A 21,002-nucleotide genomic window follows, 5' to 3' on the forward strand; every position below is an offset into this window, starting at 1 on the left:
CCTCTTCCATGGATTTCTTCAGCTCCCAGACCGAATCCCTGTCGGCCCTGTTCGCGCCGCGTTCCATCGCGGTGGTCGGCGCCTCCTCCAACCCGCAGAAGATCGGCGGCATCCCGGTCGACTACCAGCGCCGCTTCGGCTTCGACGGCGCGCTCTACCCGGTCAACCCGAACGCCGAACGCATCCAGGAGCTGCGGGCCTGGCCCAGCCTGCGCGCCATCGGCGAGCCGGTGGACCTCGCGATCCTCTCGGTGCCGGCCGCGCTGGTCGATGCGGCGCTCGACGACGCGATCGAAGCGAAGGTCAAGGGCGTGGTGCTGTTCTCCTCGGGCTTCGCCGAGACCGGCGCCGAAGGCACGGCCGCGCAGGCGCGGCTCGGCGCCAAGGCCCGCGCGGCCGGCCTGCGGCTCATCGGGCCCAACTGCCTGGGCTTCATGAACATCGCGCACAAGGTCTACGCCACCTTCTCGCCCGCGCCCGGCGTGGGCCGCGTGGCGCCGGGGCGCATCGGGCTGGTGAGCCAGTCGGGCGCCTTCGGTGCCTATGCCTACGCGATGGCGCGCGAGCGCGGCGTCGGCCTGTCGCTGTGGGCCACCACCGGCAACGAGGCCGACCTGCAGTTCGCCGACTGCCTGGCCTGGCTCGCGCAGGACCCGGCCACCGACGTGATCATGGGCTACATGGAAGGCTGCCGCGACGGCCCCCGGCTGCGCGCCGCGCTGGCGCTCGCGCAGGCCGCGGGCAAGCCGGTGGTGATGGTCAAGGTCGGCCGCACCGCGCTGGGCGCGCAGGCGGCGGCCTCGCACACCGCGGCGCTCGCGGGCGACGACGCGGTGTACGACGCGGTGTTCCGCCGCTACGGCGTGCTGCGCGCGCGCAGCCTCGGCGAGTTCTTCGACCTGGCGCACAGCGCCGCCGTGGCCGGCCGGCCGCGCGACCGCTCGATCGGGCTGTTCACGCTGTCGGGCGGCGTGGGCGCGCTGATGGCCGACGACGCCTCGGCGCAGGGCCTCGACGTGCAGCCGCTCGGCGAGGCCGCGCAGGCCACGCTGCGCGAGTGGGTGCCGTTCGCGGCGCCGCGCAACCCGGTCGACATCACGGGCCAGGTGACCAACGACATGAGCCTGCTCGAGCGCAGCGCGCGCCTGATGCTCGACGACCGCGGCTTCGCCTCGTGGATGGGCTTCCTCGCGGCCGCGGGCGCGTCGGATGCGTTCTGGCCCACGCTGCGCGCGCTGGTGGCGTCGCTGCGCGCGGCCTATCCCGACACGCTGCTCGCGATCAGCACGCTGCTCTCGCCCGAGCGCCGCGCCGAGCTCGAAGGCCTGCGCTGCCTGGTGTTCGCCGATCCGTCGGACGGCATCCGCACCATCGCCGCGCTCGCGGGATTGAAGACGGATGCGCCGCATGCCACCGACACGCGCCCGGCCGGCGATCCGATCGCGTTCGCGCCCGGCGCGATGGCCGAGCCCGCGGCGCTCGCGCTGCTCGCCGCGGCCGGCGTGCCGGTGGTCGCGCACCGCGTGGCGCACAGCGCCGACGAGGCCGCGGCGGCCGCCGAAGCCTTCGGCGGTGCGGTGGCGCTGAAGATCGTGAGCGCGGACATCCCGCACAAGTCGGACGTCGGCGGCGTGGCGCTCGGCCTGCGCGGCGCGGCGCAGGCGCGCGCGGCCTTCGAGCGCACGCGCGACCATGCGCTGAGCGCGCGGCCCGAGGCGCGGCTCGAGGGCGCGCTGGTGGCGCGCATGGCGAGCGGCGGCGTCGAATGCATCGCGGGCGTGCACCGCGACCCGGTGTTCGGGCCGGTGCTGATGTTCGGCCTCGGCGGCATCCACGTCGAGACCCTGCGCGACGTGGCGCTGCGCGTGCTGCCGGTCACGCGCGAGGACACGCTGGCGATGGTGCGCGAGCTGCGCGCCTTCGCGATCCTCGACGGCGCGCGCGGCAAGGCGCCGGTCGACCTCGCGTCGATCGCCGATGCGCTGTGCGCGCTCGCCGACTTCGCGCTGCGTGCCGGCGACTCGCTGGCGAGCGCCGAGATCAATCCGCTGATCGCGCGGCCGCAGGCCGAGGGCGGCTGCGTGGCGGTCGATGCGCTGATCGTGGGCCGCGACCCGTCGCCGGCGGAAGGAGGCATCGCATGACGCTTTCGAAACGACGCCTGCTGCTGTGCGCGCTCGCGGCCTTCGCGGCCGCCGGCGCCCGCGCCGAATTCCCGTCGAAGCCGCTGCGCATCGTCGTGCAGTACCAGGCCGGCGGCTCCTCCGACATCCTCGCGCGGCTGATCGCCGAGGGCCTGTCGAAGCGGCTGGGCCAGCCCGTGGTGGTCGAGAACCGCAGCGGCGCGGGCGGGATCATCGGCACCGACTACGTCGCCAAGAGCGCGCCCGACGGCCACACGCTGCTGCTGACGGTGCCGGGCCCGGTCACGGCCAACATCGTGCTCTACGGCAAGCTGCCCTACGACCCGCGCACCGACCTGCGCATGGTCTCGGACATCGCCACCACGCGCACCGTGCTCGCGGTGCATCCCTCGGTGCCGGCCAAGGATGTCGCCGGCCTGATCGCGGTGCTGAAGGCCGCGCCCGGCAAGTACGCGATGGGCTCCTGGGGCCCGGGCACGCAGCCGCACCAGATCCAGGTCTACATGGACCGCGCCTACGGCCTGCGCACGCTGCACGTGCCCTACAAGGGCGAGAGCCCGATGGCGATCGACCTGATCGGCGGCGTGATCCAGCTGACCGTGGGCTCGATCGCCACGCTGCAGCCCTACATCGCGGCCGGCAAGCTGCGCGCGCTCGCGGTCGCCGGGCCGCGCCGCGCCAAGGCGCTGCCCGAGGTGCCGACCTTCGCCGAGCAGGGCTTCGCCGACGAGGTCTACGCGCTGACCGGGCCGACCTCGCTGATGGCGCCCGCGAAGACGCCCGACGCGGTGGTCGAGCGGCTCGGGCGCGAGGTCGCCGCCGTGGTGCACCAGCCCGAGGTCGCGCGCCGCATCGAGGAACTCGGCGCCGAGCCCGTGGGCAACCTGCCGGCCGAGGCCAGCGCCGCCTACCGCGCCTTCCTGCCCGTGACGCTGCGGCTCACGCAGGCCACGGGCGTGAAGCTCGATTGATTTCTTTCCCCTTCCTTCATCGCCACCAGCCAAGAGGTTTCGTCCCCATGAATGCTCCCGCCTCCCAGGCCACCGTCGACGCCGCGCGCCAGGCGCTCGCGCGCTCGATCGGCCTCGCCGCCTTCGTCTACGGCTATCCGCTGACCGAGACCTATCGCACCTGCGCGCTGCAGACCGCGCCGCGCGCCGAACGCCGCATCGGCACCTCGGCCGGCTCGGACGTGCGCGCGCCGATCAACACGCTGCACCATGCGCCGCGCCCCTCGACCCACGAGGACCGCGACGTGGTGACGCCGGCCAACGACCTGCTCTACACCATCGCCTGGATCCACCTGGCCGACGGCCCGATGCTGCTGAGCGTGCCCGCGGCCGCGCGCCATCCGGGGCGCTATTTCGTGCTGCCGCTGTACGACGCCTACACCGAGAACTTCGAGAACCTCGGGCCGCGCAACTGCGATCCCGCGGGCGAGACCGTGGTGCTCGTGGGCCCGGGCGGCACGGTGCCCGAGGCGCTGGCCGCGCACCGCGTGGTGCGCTGCCCGACCGACCTGGTGTGGCTGATCGGCCGCATCCTGGTCGGCGACGAGGCCGACTGGCCCGCGGCGCGCGCGCTGCAGTCCGAGATCCGGCTCGCGCCCGCGCCCGGCACGGTGCCGCGCGGCCGCCCGGCGGCGATCGAACGCTGGGTCGGCGAACCGGTCGATGCCATGGCGGCCGCGTTCGAGAACGGCGAGCCGGCCGCGCAGGTCGCGCCGCGCTTCTTCGCCAACCTCTGCCAGGCGCTCGCCGAGGCGCCGGGCCGCGTCGAGGACCGCGCGCTGGTGGCCTGGTTCGGCCAGGCCGGGCTGCGGCCCGACGCGGGCTTCGCGTGGGACGTGCTCGATGCGCCGCTGCGCGAGGGCCTGGTCGAAGGCTTCGCCGAGGGCGTGCGCGCGGTCGGCGCGGTGGGCCGGCACCACCGGCCCAAGGCCTGGGCCATGACGCCCGCCACCGGCCGCTACGGCAGCGAGTTCCTCGGCCGCGCGCGCACCGCCTACCTGGGCCTGGGCGCGCTGGCCACCAGCGAGGCCGTGTACGCCGCCTCGCACCACGACGCGAAGCTGGAGCCGCTCGATGGCCGGCACCGCTACGCGATGCGCTTCGAGGCCGACGACATGCCGCCGGCCGACGCCTTCTGGTCGGTGACGCTCTACGACAGCGACCGCTTCCTCTATCCCAACGCGATCGGCCGCCATGCGATCGGCGACCGCACGCAGGGCCTCGCGCGCGGTGCCGATGGCAGCCTGGAACTGGTGCTGGGCCATGCACGGCCCGCCGATGCCGCCAACTGGCTGCCCGCGCCGGCCGGGCGCTTCTACCTGATCCTGCGCATGTACCACCCGCGCGAAGGCGTGCGCGCCTGGCGCATCCCGGCCCTGCAGCCGCGGGAGGACTGACGCCATGGCCGCAACGATCGACGCCGACATCGACACCCTGGCCGAGGAGGCCGTGGTCTACGCCTGGCCGCTGTACGAGATGTGCCGCATGCGTGCGGCCACCTCGCCGCAACGCTGCGAAACCGCCGGCGAGGCACCGGCGCCGCAACGCTGGTGCAACGTGTTCACCCATGCGCGCAAGCTGCTGGGGCCGGGCAAGAGCCGCGTCGTGACGCCGAACAACGACACGCTCTACACCAACGCCTGGCTCGACCTCGGCGCGGGCCCGCTGGTGATCGACGTCCCCGACACCGCGGGGCGCTACTACGTGCTGGGCCTGCTCGACTTCCATACCAACCCCTTCGCCCACATCGGCCAGCGGCTCACGGGCACGGCGGCGCGTTCCTTCGTGCTCGTGCCGCCGGGCTGGCGCGGCGAGCTGCCGGCCGCCTTCGACGCGCCCGGCGCGCGCATCGAGGCGCCCACGCGCTGGCTCTGGGTCATCGGCCGCATCCTGGTCGACGGGCCGCACGACCTGCCCGCGGTGCATGCGCTGCAGGACGGCTTCGTGGTGCGCACGCTGGCCGACTGGCAGGCCGGCGCGGCGCCCCGGCCGATGGCCTTCGACCCGGCCTGCGACCCGAAGGCGGCGCCGGATGCCGCGCATTTCGCGGCGCAGGTGCAGCGCGCGCTGCGCGAGAACCCGCCGCCCGCGCGCGATGCCGATCGGCTCGCGCGCTACGCCGCGCTCGGCCTGCACCCCGAGGCCGGCGCGCTCGACGACACGCAGCGCGACCGGCTGCAGGATGCGATCGCCCGCGTGCTGCCACGGCTGCGCGCCACGGAAGCCGGCCGCGCGGCCGCCAGCGGCTGGGTGTCGATGCCGCTGGTGGAGGCCAGCTTCGGCGACGACCACCGGCTGCGCGCGCTGGTCGCGCTCAAGTACATCGGCATGCTCGAGAGCCGCGAGGCCACCTACCCGCTCGCCTGGCACGACGCCGCGGGCCGCGCGCTGCACGGCAGCCACGGCTACACGCTGCGCTTCGGGCCCGGCGAGCTGCCGCCGGTCGAGGCCTTCTGGTCGCTCACCATGTACGACAGCCGCGACTGCATGCTGGTCGACAACCCGATCGACCGCTACGCCATCGGCGACCGCACGCCGGCGCTGCGCCACGACGCCGACGGCGGCCTCACGCTGCGCATCCAGCATGCGGCGCCCGCGGACGAGGCCGCGCGCGCGAACTGGCTGCCCGCGCCCGCGGGCGCCTTCTACCTCTGCCTGCGCGCCTACGTGCCGCGCGCGGAGATGCTCGACGGCCGCTATGCGCTGCCGCCGCTTCAACGACTGGGAGACGACGCATGAGCAGCACACAGGAACAGGAGAAACCCTTCCTCATCGTCGGCAGCGGCACCGAGACGGTGGCGCCGGGCCTGCACATCCTGCGCGGGCAGGGACAGTCCTTCGTGGCCGAGACCGATGTCGGCCTGGTGGTGATCGACGCCGGCCCGGGCGGCTCGGTGACGCAGGGCATGATCGACGCGGTGCGCGAACTCAGCGACGCGCCGCTGCATGCGCTGTGCTACAGCCACGGCCATGTGGGCTACAACGCCGGCGTGCCGATGTGGCTCGCCCATGCGGCGCGGCGCGGCGACGCGCCGCCGCGCGTGATCGCGCACCGCAACGTGCCGCGGCGCCTCGCGCGCTACCGCGAGACCGAGGCACTGCAGCACCGCATGGCAGAGATCCAGTTCAACCGGCCCGCGGGCTTCTTCGCGCAGCGGCTGTCGATGCATGCGCCGACCGAGACCTTCGACGAGCGGCTGGTCATCGGTCACGGCGAGCGCGCCGTCGAGCTGCGCTGGGCGCCCTCGGAGACCGACGACGCGATCGCGCTGTGGAGCCCCGCGCAGCGCGTGCTCTACGGCGGCGCGGCGCTGATCGACTCGATCCCCAACATCGGCACGCCCTTTCGCACCCTGCGCGACACGGTGCGCTGGGCCGACACGCTCGATGCGCTGGCCGCGCTCGGCGCGCGCAAGGCGGTGCGCGAGTTCGGCGCCACGCTCGAGGGCGAGGACCAGGTGCGGCACGTGCTCACCCACACGGCGCGCGCGCTGCGCTGGCTGCGCGCCGAGGTGGTGCGGCTGATGAACGAGGGCCTCAACGAGCGCGAGCTGCTGGCGCGCATCCGCTGCCCCGACGAACTGTTCGCGGTCGACTGGATGAAGCCCACCTACGGCGACCCGGCCTACATCGTGCGCGACATCTACCGCTCGGAGAACGGCTGGTGGGACCGCAACCCGACCAGCCTGCATCCCGAGCCGCCCGAGGCCATCGGCCAGGCCGTGGCCGAGGCCATCACCGACAAGGCCGGCCTGATCGCGCGGGCGCGCGCGCTCGCGCAGCAAGGGCAATGGCAGCTCGCGCTGCACGTGATCGACCTGCTGGCCACCGCGCGCGGCGACGCGCCCGAGCTCGCCGAGGCGCGCGCGCTCAAGGCCGAATGGCTGCGCGAGCGCGCGCGCCAGGTGCCCAGCTACGTGTCGCGCAACCTCTACCGCGTGAGCGCCGACATGCTCGAGCAGGGCACGCAGGCGCGCTTCGGTATCCAATGACTTCCCGAGGACCCGCATACCCATGACCGCATCCCTTCTCCGCACCGGCCTGTTCCTTGCCGGCCTCGCCGGCCTGCTGGCCACGGCCGCCGCGCAGGGCGCCGAGGCCTATCCCGACAAGCCCGTCACGCTGGTCGTGCCCACGGCCGCCGCGGGCGGCACCGACACCATCGCGCGGCTGGTCGCCGACGCGCTGGGCAAGTCGCTCAAGCAGCCCTTCGTGGTCGACAACCGGCCCGGCGCCAACGGCATCCTCGGCACCGAGCAGGTGGCGCGCGCGGCGCCCGACGGCTACCGGCTGCTGTTCACCTACGCCGCCGCGATGGTGGTGAACCCCAGCCTCTACCGCAAGCTGCCCTACGACCCGGTGAAGGACTTCGCGCCGGTGGCGCAGATCGGCCGCGGCGGCAACCTGCTGCTGGTGCGCAACGACCTGCCGGTGAAGACGCTGGCCGACTTCGTCGCCTATGCCAAGGCACGCCCCGACAAGCTCAGCTACTGCTCCTGGGGCAACGGCTCGGGCGGCCACCTGGCGATGGAAAGCCTCAAGAAGCAGGCCGGCCTGGTGATCGAGCACGTGCCCTACAAGGGCAGCGGCCCCTGCGTGCAGGACCTGATGGGCGGCCAGGTCGAGGCGGCCTTCGCCGACATGTCCTCGACGGTGGAACTGGTGCGCGCCGGCCGGCTCCGGGCGCTGGCCAACAGCGGCCCCTCGCGCATCCCGATGCTGCCCGAGGTGCCGACGATGACCGAGTCCGGCTACCCGCTCACCACCTATGCCTGGTACGGCGTGCTGGCGCCCGCGAAGACGCCGCCGGCGATCGTGAAGAAGCTCAACGAGGCGGTGAACCGCGCGCTGCGGGACCCGGCCGTGGTGCAGCGCCTGCGCGAGCTCAACTTCACCGACCTGCCGCAGAACACGCCCGAGCAGTTCGCGGCGACCCTGCGCCAGGACCTGCGCGACTGGGGCGCGCTGGTCAAGGACATCGGGCTCCAGCCCGAATGAGGCGGCGGCCGGACCGAGGGTAAGCAAGATGGTCAAGCGCCCGCGCTTCTTGCAGACTGCGCGCTGATCGGCACGGTTCCTGCTCGTCGGCTCGACGACGGCCGCCGTGCCAGCGTCCGCGCCGACCATGACCGAGCTTCACTTCTCCCGCCACCTGAACGCCGAGGCCCAGGCACAGGCCTCGAGCCTGGACCACTGGGACCAGCACTACGAGCAGCTGTCGAACGGCCGCTTCGAGGGCCTGTCCGAGGACCTGCACCTGGGCTTCGTCCAGGTCTTCCACGAGCATGCGAACCAGACCCTGCTGCAGAACGGCCAGGGCCGCCCGGGCACGGTCTCGTTCGCCGTCACCGAGGTCGCGGGCAGCGGCAGCTGGTACTGCGGCCACGAGATCGAGGGCCGGCGCCTGATCGCGCTGTCGCCGCAGCGCGAATTCGAACTGCTGGCCGGCGCCGGCATGGACCTGATGGCGGTGTGCATCGACACCGCGCCGCTGGCCGAGCTCGCGGCCACGCTGTTCGGCGCCGACTTCGAGCTGCGCCTGCCCGAGCCGGCGCCGGTGCGCCAGCCGGGCTTCGACGAGAGCGAGCTGTCGAAGCTGCTGGGCGCCGCGCTGTCGCTGGCGCGCGGCAACCTCGCGCAGCTCGAGCAGCCGGCGGCGCGCCACATGCTGTCGCTGTCGCTGGCCGACGCGGTGCTGCACTGCATCGGCTGCGACGCCTTCGAAACCCGGCTGCCGCCCGGCACGGTGGCGCGGCGCCACATCGTGGCGCTGGCGCGCGAGTACATGCGGGCCCATGCCGACGAGGCCATCAGCGTGCCCGACCTCTGCGCGGCCACCGGCGTGTCGCGCCGCGCGCTGCAGTACGCCTTCGAGGACGTGGTGCACCTGAGCCCCGTGACCTACCTGCGCGTGATGCGCCTGAACCGGGTGCGGCGCGAGCTGCAGACGCACCGGCGCGACAGCATCGGCGACGTGGCGGCGCGCTGGGGCTTCTGGCACCTGTCGCGCTTCGCGGCCGACTACAGCCGGCTGTTCGGCGAGCTGCCTTCCGCCACGCGCGCGCGCTGGCTTGCCGAATCCGGCTAACCGCCGTATGGGCCGCGCCCTTAACTTCGTCGTCGTTTCAGACAACACGCGAAGAAAAGGGAAAAGCAGGCCATGCGCAGCAGCCACCATCGAACGCCGGTCCGCGGCACCACCCGCACCCTTCTTGCCACCGCGCTCGCGCTGGCCCTCGGCCCGCTCGCGACCGGCGGCGCCCAGGCCCATGGCGGCGCGGCCCACATGGTGCCGCTCAAGAAGACGGTCGAGGATTTCGGCGCCACCGTGCGCTTCGACAGCTTCGCCAACGTCTACACGGTGGCGCGCAACGGCACGCTGGTGCGCATCAAGCCCGGCTCGAAGACCGCGCTGATCAACGGACAGCCGCTGCAGCTCGACGTGCCGGTGGTGCTGCGCAAGGGCGCGGCCTGGGTGCCGCACGACTTCATCAACCAGGTGTTCCAGTCCAGCCTGGACCGCACCTTCGTGGTCGAGCGCACGCCGAATCCGCTCAATCCGCTGTCGGCCGAGGAGATCCAGGCCGCGCTCGAGACGATCAAGGCCTCGGGCAACTACAAGCCCGGCCTGCGCTTCACCGAGATCACCCTGAAGCGCCCGCCCAAGGACCAGGTCTGGGCCTTCGCGCTCTCGGGCCAGCCGGTGCGCGCCGCGCGGCAGGCGAGCTTCGTCGCGCTCGACGGCAAGAAGGTGATCGAGGGCAGCATCGACCTCGCGGCACGCAGGCTGCTCGAGTGGAAGCCGGTGGAAGGCGCGCACGGCATGGTGCTGCTCGACGACTTCGCCACCGTGCAGAGCGCGATCGAGGCCAGCGCCGACTATGCGAAGGCGCTCGCCACGCGTGGCATCGACGACGTGAAGAAGGTGGTGGCCACGCCGCTGACCGTGGGCTACTTCGACGGCAAGGACTCGCTGCGCCAGGAGGACCGCCTGCTCAAGGTGGTGAGCTACCTCGACGTGGGCGACGGCAACTACTGGGCGCACCCGATCGAGGGCCTGGTGGCGGTGGTCGACCTCGAGCAGAAGAAGGTGCTGAAGATCGAGGACGGCGGCCTGGTGCCGGTGCCGCTCAAGCCCACGCCCTACGACGGCCGCGACCGCGCCGGCACGCCCGCGCCCAAGCCGCTGGAGATCACCGAACCCGAGGGCAAGAACTACACCATCGCCGGCAACATGCTGCACTGGCGCAACTGGGACTTCCACCTGCGGCTCGACTCGCGCGTGGGCCTGGTGCTCTCGACTGTGACCTACAACGACAAGGGCACCAGGCGCAAGGTGATGTACGAGGGCTCGCTGGGCGGAATGATCGTGCCCTACGGCGACCCCGACACCGGCTGGTACTTCAAGGCCTACCTCGACTCGGGCGAGTACGGCATGGGCACGCTGACCTCGCCGATCGAGCCCGAGAAGGACGCGCCGCAGAACGCGGTGCTGCTCGACGCCACGCTGGCCGACTACACCGGCGCGCCCGTGAAGGTGCCGCGCGCGATCGCGGTCTTCGAGCGCTATGCCGATCCCGAGTTCAAGCACCAGGAGATGGGCAAACCCAACGTGAGTACCGAGCGGCGCGAACTGGTGGTGCGCTGGATCAGCACGGTGGGCAACTACGACTACCTGTTCGACTGGGTGTTCGCCGAGAACGGCACCATCGGCATCAACGCGGGCGCCACCGGCATCGAGGCCGTGAAGGGCGTGAAGTCGCGCACCATGCAGGACGCGACCGCCGCCGAGGACACGCGCTACGGCACCTTGCTCGACCACCACATCGTCGGCACCACGCACCAGCACATCTACAACTTCCGGCTCGACCTCGACGTGGACGGCGAGAACAACTCGCTGACCGAGGTCGACCCGGTGGTGCTGCCCAACACCCGCGGCGGCCCGCGCACCAGCACCATGCAGACGGTGCAGCGCACGGTGGCGACCGAGCGGCAGGCGGCGCAGAAGTTCGATCCCTCGACGATCCGGCTGCTGAGCAACCCGTCGAAGAGCAACAAGGTCGGCAACCCGGTCTCGTACCAGCTCATTCCCTACGCGGGCGGCACGCACCCGATCGCCAAGGGCGCCAACTTCGCGCAGGACGAGTGGATCAACCACCGCCTGAGCTTCATGGATCGCCAGCTCTGGGTGACGCGCTACGACCCCGAGGAGCAGTTCCCCGAAGGCAAGTACCCGAACCGCTCGAACAAGGACACCGGCCTGGGCCAGTTCACCGCCGACGACCAGGCGATCGTGAACACCGACAACGTGGTCTGGCTCACCACCGGCACCACGCATGTCGCGCGCGCCGAGGAATGGCCGATCATGCCCACCGAGTGGGTGCATGCGCTGCTCAAGCCCTGGAACTTCTTCGACGAGACGCCGACGCTGGGGCTGAACCGGCCGGCGAAGCCGGCAAAGTAGGGAGCTGCCGCATGACGGACACCGAGGCCATCGGCCGGCTCGAGGACCTGATGACGCTGGCGCCCGAGTTGCAGGCGCCCACCTACCGCCACATGGACCGGCTCTATGCGACGCGCACGATCCAGCGCGGCGCGCAGGTCCATCCATTGCCCGCGGGCCCCGCGGTCGACGTGCGCTACCGCGCTGGCGACGGGCAGTTCGGCATCGACGCGTTCATGGCGCGCAACCGCACGGCAGGCCTGCTGGCGATCAAGGACGGCCAGGTGGTGCTCGAGCGCTACGCGATGGGCAACGACGCGGCCACGCGCTGGATGTCGTTCTCGGTCGCGAAGTCGATCGCCTCCACGCTCGTGGGCGCGGCGCTGCACGACGGCCTGATCGCGAGCCTGGACGAGCCGGTCGTGCGCTACGTGCCCGTGCTGGCCGGCTCGGCCTACGAGGGCGTGACGCTGCGGCAGGTGCTGCAGATGAGCTCGGGCGTGGCCTGGAACGAGGACTACCTCGACCCGGCCTCCGACCGCCGCCGCATGCTGCGCGCGCAACTCGACCAGGACGCGGGCGCGGTGCTGGCCTTCATGGCGACGCTGCCGCGCGCGGCACCGGCCGGCACGCGCTTCAACTACAGCACCGGCGAGACCTACCTGGTCGGCAGGATCCTGGCCAGCGCGCTGCGCGAGCCGATCGGCGACTACCTGTCGCGCAAGATCTGGGCGCCCTTCGGCATGGAGGCCGATGCCTACTGGCAGCTCGACGCGCCGGGCGGCCAGGCCTTCGCGGGCAGCGGCGTCAACGCGACCCTGCGCGACTTCGGCCGCTTCGGCCTGTTCATCCTCGGCGGGGGCATGGCCGGCGGACAGCGCGTGCTGCCCGAGGACTGGCTGGGCGAGGCCACGCGCGCCGACCCCGCGCAGCGGCTCGCGCCCGGCACGCTCGAGGGCTACGAGCCGATGGGATACGGCTACCAGTGGTGGACTTTCCCGAGCGGCGCGCAGGCGCTGCCCGAACTCGATGGCGGCCTGTTCGCCGCGCTCGGCATCTTCGGGCAGCAGCTCTACATCCACCCGAAGGAACGGCTCGTGGTCGCGATCCACAGCGCCTGGCCGCAACCGGTGCACGGGCCGAGCCTGGTCGAGACGCACGCGCTGCTGGGCGCGCTGGTGGCAGCGCTGCGCGCCTAGGCCTTACTTCGCCAGCGCCTTCAGCGCCAGCTTGATGCCGTCGCTCACGCTCGCGTCCTTCGGCAGTGCCTTGAGCGCGGCGGCCGCTTCCTTGTCGCTGTAGCCCAGCGCCACCAGCGCCTGCAGGATGTCGGCCTGGGCATCGGAGGCCGCGTGCGCGGGCAGGCCGATGTCGGCGCCGAGCTTGCCCTTGAGCTCGAGCAGCAGGCGCTCGGCGATCTTCTTGCCGATGCCGGGCACCTTCACCAGCCGGCCGGCCTCCTGCAGGGTGACGGCCTGCGAGAGCTCGCCCACGCTCATGCCCGAGAGCACGCCCAGCGCGGTGCGCGGGCCCACGCCCGAGATCTTGATGAGCTGGCGGAAGGCCGCGCGCTCCTCGGCGCTGCCGAAGCCGTAGAGGATCTGCGCGTCCTCGCGCACGATGAAGTGCGTGAGCAGCGAGATCCTGGCGCCCACGTTGGGCAGGTTGTAGAAGGTGCTCATCGGCACGTCGACCTCGTAGCCGACGCCGTTGCAGTCGATCACGACCTGCGGCGGATTGCGTTCGGCAAGAATCCCGGTGAGTTTGCCTATCATTGGCGCCCCCCCGACGCTTGCGGCGCTTCCCGCCTTGGGTTGCATTTTCTGGAGCAGGGCCGGTCTTGCATGGGCTACCAATAAAGATGGAAATGGAAACCGCGTGATTCTGCGACACACCTTCGCCCCGCCCAACAACACGCGCCTGGGTCACCTGTGCGGCCCGCTCGACGCCCACCTGCGCCGCATCGAGGAGGCGCTCTCGGTGAAGATCGCGCATCGCCACGAGCAGTTCAAGATCGACGGCCCCAAGGTCAACGCCCAGCGCGCGATGGACGTGCTGCAGGCGCTCTACGAGATCGCCCAGCGACCGATCGACGCGGCGGTGGTGCAGCTCACGCTGGCCGGCGACGGCTCGATGGACGAGGACGGCGACGGCGCGATCGCGCTCGCCACCCGGCGCGCCGACCTGCGCGCGCGCACGCCCACCCAGGCCATCTACCTCGACAACATCGCCAAGCACGACATCACCTTCGGCATCGGCCCGGCCGGCACCGGCAAGACCTACCTCGCGGTGGCCTGCGCGGTCGATGCGCTCGAGCGCAGCGCGGTGCAGCGCATCGTGCTCACGCGCCCGGCGGTCGAGGCCGGCGAACGGCTGGGCTTCCTGCCCGGCGACCTGACGCAGAAGGTCGACCCCTACCTGCGGCCGCTGTACGACGCGCTCTACGACCTGATGGGCTTCGAGAAGGTGCAGAAGGCCTTCGAGCGCAACGCGCTGGAGATCGCGCCGCTGGCCTTCATGCGCGGGCGCACGCTCAACAACGCCTTCGTGATCCTCGACGAGGCGCAGAACACCACGCCCGAGCAGATGAAGATGTTCCTCACGCGCATCGGCTTCGGCGCCAAGGCGGTGGTGACGGGCGACGTGAGCCAGATCGACCTGCCCAAGCAACAGTTGAGCGGCCTGATCGACGCCGAGCGCGTGCTGCGGCGCGTGAACGGCATCGCGATCACGCACTTCACGAGCGCCGACGTGGTGCGCCATCCGCTGGTGGCGCGCATCGTCGACGCCTACGACGGCCAGCGCAAGCGCACGGCCGCGGGCGGGCGCTGAGATGGCGCTCCACGCACTCGCCCTGTCGCTGCAGTTCGGCCGCTTCAAGGGCGTGGAACGGCACCGCGCCGCGCTGCCGCGCCACGGCGTGACGCGCTGGATCCGCCATGCGCTCGACGCCGACGCCGAGATCACGGTGCGCATCGTCGATGCCGACGAAGGCCAGCAGCTCAACCGCGAGTTCCGCGGCAAGGACTACGCGACCAACGTGCTGACCTTCGACTATGCGCAGGCGCCGCTCGTCATGGCCGACCTGGTGCTGTGCGCGCCGGTGGTGGCGCGCGAAGCGAAGGAGCAGCGCAAGACGCTGGCCGCGCACTACGCGCACCTGCTGGTGCACGGCACGCTGCATGCGCAGGGCTGGGACCACGAGACCGGCGAGGCAGACGCCGAGGCGATGGAGGCGCGCGAGATCGAGATCCTCGCGGGGCTGGGCATCCGCGATCCCTACAACCGCTGAGGGAACGCGCACCGATGACCGGCGCCGATACCGATCCGTGGCTCAGGCCCTGGCTGCCGCTGCTGGCCGAATGCGCGGGCGCCGACCCGGTGCTCGAGCTGGGCTGCGGCGACGGCCGCGACAGCGCCACGCTGGCGGCCGCGGGGCTGCGCGTGGAGGCGATCGAGTTGTCGCCACGGGCGGCGGACGCGGCGCGCGAGCGGCGCCTGGCGGGCGTGCGCGTGCACAACCAGGATTTCCGCGCGCCCTTTCCGCTGGCCGAGGGGCAGCGCATCGGCGTCGTGCTCGCGAGCCTGTCGCTGCACTACTTCGAATGGGAGCAGACGCTGGAGCTGGTCGCGCGCATCCACGCGGCGCTGCGGCCCGGCGGCGTGCTGCTGTGCCGGCTCAACTCGGTCAACGACCGGCACTACGGCGGGCGCGGCCCGGGTCGCTCGGACGAGGACAACCTCTACCTCGTCGATGGCGCGCCGAAGCGCTTCTTCGAGCGCGCCACCGTGCAGCGGCTGTTCGCGCGCGGCTGGCGCATCGCGCAGCTCGAGGAACTGACCATCGACCGCTACGAGCACCCGAAGGTGGCGTGGGAAGCGCTGCTGCGGCGCGACTGAACGAGGCCCGCGCGGCCCTCAGCTCATCTGCAGCGGAATCGTGACCGGCCCGTCGTTGAGCAGGTGCACCTGCATGTCGGCGCCGAACTCGCCCGTGGCCACCACGGGATGCGCGGCGCGCGCCTGGGCGACGAAGTGGTCGTAGAGCCGGCGGCCCTCGTCGGGCGGCGCCGCGAGCGTGAAGCTCGGGCGATTGCCGCCGCTCACGTCGGCCGCGAGCGTGAACTGGCTCACCACCAGCAGGCCGCCGCCGATGTCCTGCACGCTGCGGTTCATCTTGCCGGCCGCGTCGGAAAAGATGCGCAGCTTGAGCATCTTGGCGAGCATGCGGTCGGCCGCGGCATCGGTGTCGCCGCGCTCGGCGCACAGCAGCACGAGCAGCCCGGCGCCGATCTCGCCGACGGTGCGGCCCGCGATGTCGACGCGTGCCTGCGCCACGCGCTGGAGCACTGCTTTCATGGATGGGATTCCTCGAGGGTGTCTGACGGAAGCCGGGTGGCGCGGGCTTCCATGCCCAGCGGCAGCAGCTGGATGGTCACGCGCAGGCCGGGCACGGCGTCCATCAGGGCCTGCTCGAGCGCATCGCGCAGGGCGGCGGCGCGCTCCAGGGTCCAGTCGCCGGGCACGTGCATGTGCAGGTCGGCGAAGCGGCGCTGGCCAGCGCTGCGCGTGAAGATGTCGTCGAAGCGCAGCCGGTCGCCCTCGGGCACGCCGGCGGCGAAACGCTCGAGCGTGGCGCGCAGCAGTGCCTGGGTCTCGGGCTCGAGCGCCTGGTCCATCAGGCCCTGCGAGGAGCGCCAGACCAGCCTGGCGCCCTCGCGCGCGATGTTCAGCGCCACGCCGATGGCCAGGAGCGGATCGAGCCAGAGCCAGCCGGTGAAATGCACCGCGACGATGCCCACCAGCACCGCGGCCGAGGTCCAGACGTCGGCCATCAGGTGGCGCGCGTCGGCCTCCAGCGCGATCGAGCGGCGGGCCTGGGCGGCGCGGAACAGCAGCCACGCGAGCCCGGCGTTCAGGCCCGAGCTGACGATCGACAGCGCGAGGCCCCAGCCGAGCTGCTCGAGCGGCTGCGGCGCCAGCAGCCGCTGCACCGAGACCCAGAAGATGGCGACGGCCGCGCCCACGATCAGGATGCCCTCGAAGCCCGAGGAGAAGTACTCGGCCTTGTGGTGGCCATAGGGATGGCCCTCGTCGGCCGGGCGCTCCGCGATCGTCACCATGGCCAGCGCGAAGGTGGCGCTCGCCAGGTTGACGAAGGACTCCATCGCGTCCGAGATCAAGCCCATCGAATGGGTGATGTAGCCCGCGAGGCTCTTGAGCACGATCGTGACCAGCGCCACCGCGATGGAGGCCCGCAACAAGGTCTTGGGTGTGAGATTCATGCGAACGCGCAGGGTGATGACGGCGACAGGCGACAGGAAAAACGGTAAAAGGCCGCAGTTAGCCGCCGAATTATCATGTTCGTGTCCAGGTGTAACGCCTTCGCATTAATAATTGTGTCCGCCCCGAAACAGTTCGCGGAAAACCCGATGATGCACAAGAAATTCCTCCTGCCCCTGCTGGGCTGCGCGCTGCTCGGCGCCGCGGCGATTTCGCAGGCGCAGACCGCCCCGTCCACGCCCGCGGCCCCCGCCGCCGCTCCCGCCACGGCGGCCCCCGAGCGCCAGGCCGGCTTCGTGAAGTCGGTGCGCGGCGACGTCAAGCTGCTGAGCGCCGCCGCCGCCGCGCGCAATGCCGTGCCCGGCGACGCCCTGGCCTCGGTCGACCGGATCGTGACCGGCCCCGACTCCTCGGCCGCGGTCGTGCTGCGCGACGACACCACGCTGGTGGTCGGCCCCTCCTCGCGGCTCGACCTCAAGCAGTTCCACTTCGATGCCACCACCCATGAAGGCGGGCTGCTGGTTTCGCTGCTGCGCGGCTCGATGCGCATGATCACCGGCCTGATCGGCAAGACCAACCCCGACGCGGTGCGCGTCGAGACGCAGACGGCGACCATCGGCATCCGCGGCACCGACTTCATCGTCCAGACCGACGGCCAGCCATGATGCGTTCCGGTTCCAGCCCCCTCTTTTTCTCCCGCCTGCGCTTCCTCGGTGCCGCGCTGCTGGTTGCGCTGCTCGCGGCCTGTTCCTCGCCCGCCACCCGCGTAGTGCTGCTGCCGCAGGCCGACGGCACCGCCTCGGCGGTGGTGGTGCGCGCCAAGGACGGCGAGGAGGTGCTCTCGCGGCCCTACCAGCGCGCCACGGCCAAGCAGGGCGCCTCGGGCGCGCCGGTGGTCGACGCCGCCGATCCGGCCAAGGTGCAGGCCGAGAACAAGCCGCTGTTCGAGATGCGCCCGCCGCCGTCGCAGCGCTACACCGTGTACTTCGAGCTCGGCACCATCACGCTGACGACCGCCTCGCAGAAGATCATGGAAGAGGCGCTGGCGGCCGCCCAGGCGCGCCCCGGCGGCGACATCGTCGTGGTCGGCCACACCGACACCAAGGGCACGCTGCAGAACAACGACGCGCTCTCGCTGCGCCGCGCGCAGGAAGTGGCCCAGCTCTTCATCGAGCGCCGCTTCCCGGCCAACCGCATCGAGGCCGCGGGCCGCGGCGAACGCGAACTGGCGGTGCCGACGGCCGACGAGGTCGACGAGCCGCGCAACCGGCGCGTGACGATCGAAGTGCGCTGAGGCACGCCCCTCGAGCAAAAAAGGCCGGGATCGACCCGGCCTTTTTCTTTGGGAGCGCCCGGCTCAGGACAAGGTCACGCGCGCGAACTTGCGCTTGCCGACCTGCACCACGTAGCTGCCGGCCGGCAGCTTGAGACCCTTGTCGCTGACCACCGCGCCATCGATGCGCACGCCGCCGCCATCGATCAGGCGGTTGCCCTCGCCGGACGACGCCGCGAGGTTGGCTTGCTTGAGCAGTTGGCCGATGCCCAGCGGGGCGCCCGCCAGCGCCACTTCGGCGATCTCGTCGGGCACGCCGCCCTTGCTGCGGTTGATGAAGTCCTGCTCGGCCGTGTCGGCCGCCGCCGGGCTGTGGAAGCGCGCCGTGATCTCCTTGGCGAGCGCGACCTTGGCGTCCTTCGGGTTGCGCCCGGCCTCGATCTCGGCCTTGAGCGCGGCGATCTCCTCGAGCGAGCGGAAGCTCAGCAGGGTGTACCAGCGCCACATCAGGTCGTCGGAGATCGACAGCACCTTGGCGTACATGGTGTTGGCGTCTTCGCTGATGCCGATGTAGTTGTTCTTGCTCTTGGACATCTTCTCGACGCCATCGAGCCCTTCCAGCAGCGGCATAGTGAGTATGCACTGCGGTTCCTGGCCGTATTCCTGCTGCAGGTGCCGGCCCACGAGCAGGTTGAACTTCTGGTCGGTGCCGCCGAGCTCGAGATCGCTCTTGAGCGCCACCGAGTCGTAGCCCTGCATCAGCGGGTAGAGGAACTCGTGCACCGAGATCGACTGGCCGGCCTTGAAGCGCTTGTTGAAGTCGTCGCGCTCCATCATGCGGGCCACCGTGTACTTGGCGGCCAGCTGGATCATGCCGCGCGCGCCCAGCGGGTCGCTCCACTCGGAGTTGTAGCGGATCTCGGTCTTCTCGGGATCGAGCACCAGGCTGGCCTGCTTGTAGTAGGTCTGGGCGTTGGCCTCGATCTGCTCGCGCGTGAGCGGCGGGCGCGTGCTGTTGCGGCCCGAGGGGTCGCCGATGGTGGTGGTGAAGTCGCCGATCAGGAAGATCACGCGGTGCCCCAGGTCCTGGAGCTGGCGCATCTTGTTGAGCACCACCGTGTGGCCGATGTGGATGTCGGGCGCCGTCGGATCCAGGCCCAGCTTGATGCGCAGCGGCGTTCCGGTGGCTTCGGAGCGCTGCAGCTTGCGCACCCACTCGTCCTGGGGGAGCAGCTCGTCAGCCCCGCGGAGGGAAATTTCGAGCGCGCGTCCTACACTATTTGAAAGGGCCACGGATGTAACAGATTCGGCGTTCATGGGCTTTTTTTGGCTGACTTTTGGAGTGCGGAAGCTATACTCGCCCGACTTTTTCAAGCGCCGGATTCTAAGCGGCGCTTTTTCCGCACCGTCCCGCCGCCCTGACCGCTCTGGGCTTTGCAGACGGATCTGCAGAAACCTGAGCTGGAATTCATAGTTTGATCAACGGCATTCTTGCCGCCGAGGAGCTTCTCGCTTCTCGCGTGGCCTATACGTTCCGGACCTACCCCAAGCAGATCACCGCGGTCATCGCGGCGGCGCTGCTGAGCGCCGGAACCCTCGCCGTGGCTTCGCTCGGACCCGATGCCTCGGACCTCCCGGTCCACCAGGTGCTCGAAGCCACCTCCGCCCCCCTGTCGTTCGCCGAACAGGCGACGTCGCTCGAGGATTTCAGCTTCACGCTGTTCCGCACCGACGTCACCCGCTCGAGCGACACCGCCGAGGCGCTGCTCAAGCGCCTGGGCATCTCCGATCCGGCCGCCAGCGCCTTCGTGCGCGGCAGCGGCGAGGCCCGCACCGCGCTGTTCGCGCGCGCCGGCCGCACCGTGACCGCCGAGGCCACGCAGGACAACCAGCTCAAGAAGCTCAGCGCGCGCTGGATTCCCGACGGCGACGGCGGCTTCAAGCGCTTCGTGGTCGAACGCACGCCCGTGGGCTTCGTGGCCCTGACCGAGCGCGACACCCTCACGCCGGGCGCCCGCCTGGCCAGCGGCACCATCCGCAGCTCGCTGTTCGCCGCCACCGACGAGGCGCGCATCCCCGATGCCGTCGCCAGCCAGCTGGCCGACATCTTCGCGGGCGACGTCGACGTGCGCCAGCTGCGCAAGGGCGACCGCTTCGCCGTGGTCTACGAGACCTTCGAGGCCGACGGCCAGGCGCTGCGCAGCGGCCGCGTGCTCTCGGCCGAGTTCGAGAACAACGGCAAGGTGCACCAGGCCGTGTGGTTCCAGCCGCCGGGCGCGGGCCAGAAGGGCAGCTACTACCGCCCGAACGGCGACAGCCTGCGCAAGGCCTACCTGGCGACGCCGGTGGAATTCACGCGCGTGTCGAGCGGCTTCGCGATGCGCATGCATCCGATCCTCAACAGCTGGCGCCAGCACAACGGCATCGACTACGCGGCGCCCACCGGAACCGCCGTGCGCACGGTCGGCGACGGCACGGTCGACTTCGCCGGCACGCAGAACGGCTACGGCAACATCGTCATCATCAACCACCGCAACAACCAGCAGACGGCCTATGCGCACCTGAGCCGCATCGACGTCAAGGCCGGCCAGAGCGTGAGCCAGGGCCAGACCGTCGGCGCTGTGGGCTCCACGGGCTGGGCCACCGGTCCGCACCTGCACTTCGAATTCCGGGTCAACGGCGTCTACCAGAACCCGACCTCGATCGCGCAGGAAGGCGGCGCCCCGATCACCGCGGCGATGCGCCCGGCCTTCGAACGCATCGCCGTCGGCGCGCGCACCGAGCTGGCCGCCGCGTTCTCGGTGGTCCAGGCCAGCGCGGACTGAGCGCCGCGCTTCCAGATAGACAGA

Annotated in this window: 19 protein-coding genes; 15 read left to right on the top strand and 4 right to left on the bottom strand. The window is 71.4% G+C overall.

Annotated features, from left to right (window positions below; genetic code table 11):
- Positions 1-8 precede the first annotated feature (8 nt).
- From ACODT0_RS07225 to ACODT0_RS07265, 9 genes are all read left to right on the top strand, one after another.
- Entirely contained in the window at positions 9-2,144 is a 2,136-nt protein-coding gene (locus ACODT0_RS07225; RefSeq protein ID WP_489040955.1) for an acetate--CoA ligase family protein, read from the top strand.
- Positions 2,141-3,115: a Bug family tripartite tricarboxylate transporter substrate binding protein gene (locus ACODT0_RS07230; protein ID WP_489040956.1), complete on the top strand. Its 975-nt coding sequence runs from the start codon at positions 2,141-2,143 to the stop codon at positions 3,113-3,115. The genes ACODT0_RS07225 and ACODT0_RS07230 overlap by 4 nt, the downstream gene beginning before the upstream one ends.
- Before the next feature lie 47 nt (positions 3,116-3,162).
- A complete protein-coding gene (locus ACODT0_RS07235; protein WP_489040957.1) occupies positions 3,163-4,551 on the top strand; it encodes a DUF1254 domain-containing protein in 1,389 nt (462 codons plus the stop codon).
- 4 nt (positions 4,552-4,555) lie between these two features.
- Complete coding sequence (locus ACODT0_RS07240; RefSeq protein ID WP_489040958.1) at positions 4,556-5,893, top strand: DUF1254 domain-containing protein; 1,338 nt, start codon at positions 4,556-4,558, stop codon at positions 5,891-5,893.
- Complete coding sequence (locus ACODT0_RS07245; protein WP_489040959.1) at positions 5,890-7,146, top strand: alkyl sulfatase dimerization domain-containing protein; 1,257 nt, start codon at positions 5,890-5,892, stop codon at positions 7,144-7,146. Before ACODT0_RS07240 ends, ACODT0_RS07245 begins: the two co-directional genes overlap by 4 nt.
- Positions 7,147-7,168: 22 nt before the next feature.
- Entirely contained in the window at positions 7,169-8,152 is a 984-nt protein-coding gene (locus ACODT0_RS07250) for a Bug family tripartite tricarboxylate transporter substrate binding protein (RefSeq protein ID WP_489040960.1), read from the top strand.
- A gap of 127 nt (positions 8,153-8,279) precedes the next feature.
- Complete coding sequence (locus tag ACODT0_RS07255) at positions 8,280-9,242, top strand: helix-turn-helix domain-containing protein (protein WP_057590771.1); 963 nt, start codon at positions 8,280-8,282, stop codon at positions 9,240-9,242.
- Positions 9,243-9,314: 72 nt separating this feature from the next.
- Positions 9,315-11,618: a primary-amine oxidase gene (gene tynA / locus ACODT0_RS07260; protein ID WP_489040961.1), complete on the top strand. Its 2,304-nt coding sequence runs from the start codon at positions 9,315-9,317 to the stop codon at positions 11,616-11,618.
- A gap of 11 nt (positions 11,619-11,629) precedes the next feature.
- Positions 11,630-12,796, top strand: coding sequence for a serine hydrolase domain-containing protein (locus tag ACODT0_RS07265; RefSeq protein ID WP_413762277.1), 1,167 nt, complete (start codon positions 11,630-11,632; stop codon positions 12,794-12,796).
- A gap of 3 nt (positions 12,797-12,799) precedes the next feature.
- On the opposite strand, the gene ruvA is transcribed toward ACODT0_RS07265, so the two are convergent.
- Positions 12,800-13,372, bottom strand: coding sequence for a Holliday junction branch migration protein RuvA (ruvA, locus tag ACODT0_RS07270; RefSeq protein WP_057590769.1), 573 nt, complete (start codon positions 13,370-13,372; stop codon positions 12,800-12,802).
- Between the two features lie 103 nt (positions 13,373-13,475).
- Here ruvA and ACODT0_RS07275 point away from each other — a divergent pair, with 103 nt between their 5' ends.
- From ACODT0_RS07275 to ACODT0_RS07285, 3 genes are read left to right on the top strand one after another with little or no spacing between them, the layout of a single operon-like run.
- Positions 13,476-14,429 carry a PhoH family protein gene (locus tag ACODT0_RS07275; protein WP_296727656.1) on the top strand — a complete coding sequence of 318 codons (954 nt, stop codon included), beginning with the start codon at positions 13,476-13,478 and terminating at the stop codon, positions 14,427-14,429.
- Position 14,430: 1 nt separating this feature from the next.
- A complete protein-coding gene (gene ybeY / locus ACODT0_RS07280) occupies positions 14,431-14,889 on the top strand; it encodes an rRNA maturation RNase YbeY (protein ID WP_057590767.1) in 459 nt (152 codons plus the stop codon).
- A 14-nt stretch (positions 14,890-14,903) separates the two neighbouring features.
- Complete coding sequence (locus tag ACODT0_RS07285) at positions 14,904-15,497, top strand: class I SAM-dependent methyltransferase (protein ID WP_261211571.1); 594 nt, start codon at positions 14,904-14,906, stop codon at positions 15,495-15,497.
- Between the two features lie 18 nt (positions 15,498-15,515).
- Here ACODT0_RS07285 and dtd read toward each other — a convergent pair whose 3' ends face one another.
- Together dtd and ACODT0_RS07295 are read right to left on the bottom strand one after the other, a co-directional pair.
- Entirely contained in the window at positions 15,516-15,956 is a 441-nt protein-coding gene (gene dtd, locus ACODT0_RS07290) for a D-aminoacyl-tRNA deacylase (protein ID WP_261211572.1), read from the bottom strand.
- The gene (locus ACODT0_RS07295; protein ID WP_296727648.1) at positions 15,953-16,882 is read right to left on the bottom strand and encodes a cation diffusion facilitator family transporter; all 930 of its coding nucleotides are present in this window, start codon (positions 16,880-16,882) and stop codon (positions 15,953-15,955) included. The genes dtd and ACODT0_RS07295 overlap by 4 nt, the downstream gene beginning before the upstream one ends.
- A 147-nt stretch (positions 16,883-17,029) precedes the next feature.
- On the opposite strand from ACODT0_RS07295, the gene ACODT0_RS07300 reads away from it, so the two are divergent.
- On the top strand, positions 17,030-17,545 hold the full coding sequence (locus ACODT0_RS07300) for a FecR family protein (RefSeq protein ID WP_261211573.1): 516 nt from the start codon (positions 17,030-17,032) through the stop codon (positions 17,543-17,545).
- Positions 17,542-18,174, top strand: coding sequence for an OmpA family protein (locus tag ACODT0_RS07305; protein ID WP_261211574.1), 633 nt, complete (start codon positions 17,542-17,544; stop codon positions 18,172-18,174). The genes ACODT0_RS07300 and ACODT0_RS07305 overlap by 4 nt, the downstream gene beginning before the upstream one ends.
- Positions 18,175-18,237: 63 nt before the next feature.
- On the opposite strand, the gene tyrS is transcribed toward ACODT0_RS07305, so the two are convergent.
- On the bottom strand, positions 18,238-19,470 hold the full coding sequence (gene tyrS, locus ACODT0_RS07310; protein ID WP_057590763.1) for a tyrosine--tRNA ligase: 1,233 nt from the start codon (positions 19,468-19,470) through the stop codon (positions 18,238-18,240).
- Between the two features lie 158 nt (positions 19,471-19,628).
- On the opposite strand from tyrS, the gene ACODT0_RS07315 reads away from it, so the two are divergent.
- Complete coding sequence (locus ACODT0_RS07315) at positions 19,629-20,978, top strand: M23 family metallopeptidase (RefSeq protein ID WP_057590762.1); 1,350 nt, start codon at positions 19,629-19,631, stop codon at positions 20,976-20,978.
- The last annotated feature ends 24 nt before the right edge of the window (positions 20,979-21,002 follow it).

The sequence above is a fragment of the Variovorax sp. FG153 genome, assembly GCF_057809595.1.

Bases quoted from the DNA above. Each gene is read 5' to 3' on its own strand.
- ACODT0_RS07225 (WP_489040955.1), top strand. From the start codon at position 9: ATGGATTTCTTCAGCTCCCAGACCGAATCCCTGTCGGCCCTGTTCGCG.
- ACODT0_RS07230 (WP_489040956.1), top strand. From the start codon at position 2,141: ATGACGCTTTCGAAACGACGCCTGCTGCTGTGCGCGCTCGCGGCCTTC.
- ACODT0_RS07235 (WP_489040957.1), top strand. From the start codon at position 3,163: ATGAATGCTCCCGCCTCCCAGGCCACCGTCGACGCCGCGCGCCAGGCG.
- ACODT0_RS07240 (WP_489040958.1), top strand. From the start codon at position 4,556: ATGGCCGCAACGATCGACGCCGACATCGACACCCTGGCCGAGGAGGCC.
- ACODT0_RS07245 (WP_489040959.1), top strand. From the start codon at position 5,890: ATGAGCAGCACACAGGAACAGGAGAAACCCTTCCTCATCGTCGGCAGC.
- ACODT0_RS07250 (WP_489040960.1), top strand. From the start codon at position 7,169: ATGACCGCATCCCTTCTCCGCACCGGCCTGTTCCTTGCCGGCCTCGCC.
- ACODT0_RS07255 (WP_057590771.1), top strand. From the start codon at position 8,280: ATGACCGAGCTTCACTTCTCCCGCCACCTGAACGCCGAGGCCCAGGCA.
- tynA (WP_489040961.1), top strand. From the start codon at position 9,315: ATGCGCAGCAGCCACCATCGAACGCCGGTCCGCGGCACCACCCGCACC.
- ACODT0_RS07265 (WP_413762277.1), top strand. From the start codon at position 11,630: ATGACGGACACCGAGGCCATCGGCCGGCTCGAGGACCTGATGACGCTG.
- ruvA (WP_057590769.1), bottom strand. From the start codon at position 13,372: ATGATAGGCAAACTCACCGGGATTCTTGCCGAACGCAATCCGCCGCAG.
- ybeY (WP_057590767.1), top strand. From the start codon at position 14,431: ATGGCGCTCCACGCACTCGCCCTGTCGCTGCAGTTCGGCCGCTTCAAG.
- ACODT0_RS07285 (WP_261211571.1), top strand. From the start codon at position 14,904: ATGACCGGCGCCGATACCGATCCGTGGCTCAGGCCCTGGCTGCCGCTG.
- dtd (WP_261211572.1), bottom strand. From the start codon at position 15,956: ATGAAAGCAGTGCTCCAGCGCGTGGCGCAGGCACGCGTCGACATCGCG.
- ACODT0_RS07295 (WP_296727648.1), bottom strand. From the start codon at position 16,882: ATGAATCTCACACCCAAGACCTTGTTGCGGGCCTCCATCGCGGTGGCG.
- ACODT0_RS07300 (WP_261211573.1), top strand. From the start codon at position 17,030: ATGATGCACAAGAAATTCCTCCTGCCCCTGCTGGGCTGCGCGCTGCTC.
- ACODT0_RS07305 (WP_261211574.1), top strand. From the start codon at position 17,542: ATGATGCGTTCCGGTTCCAGCCCCCTCTTTTTCTCCCGCCTGCGCTTC.
- tyrS (WP_057590763.1), bottom strand. From the start codon at position 19,470: ATGAACGCCGAATCTGTTACATCCGTGGCCCTTTCAAATAGTGTAGGA.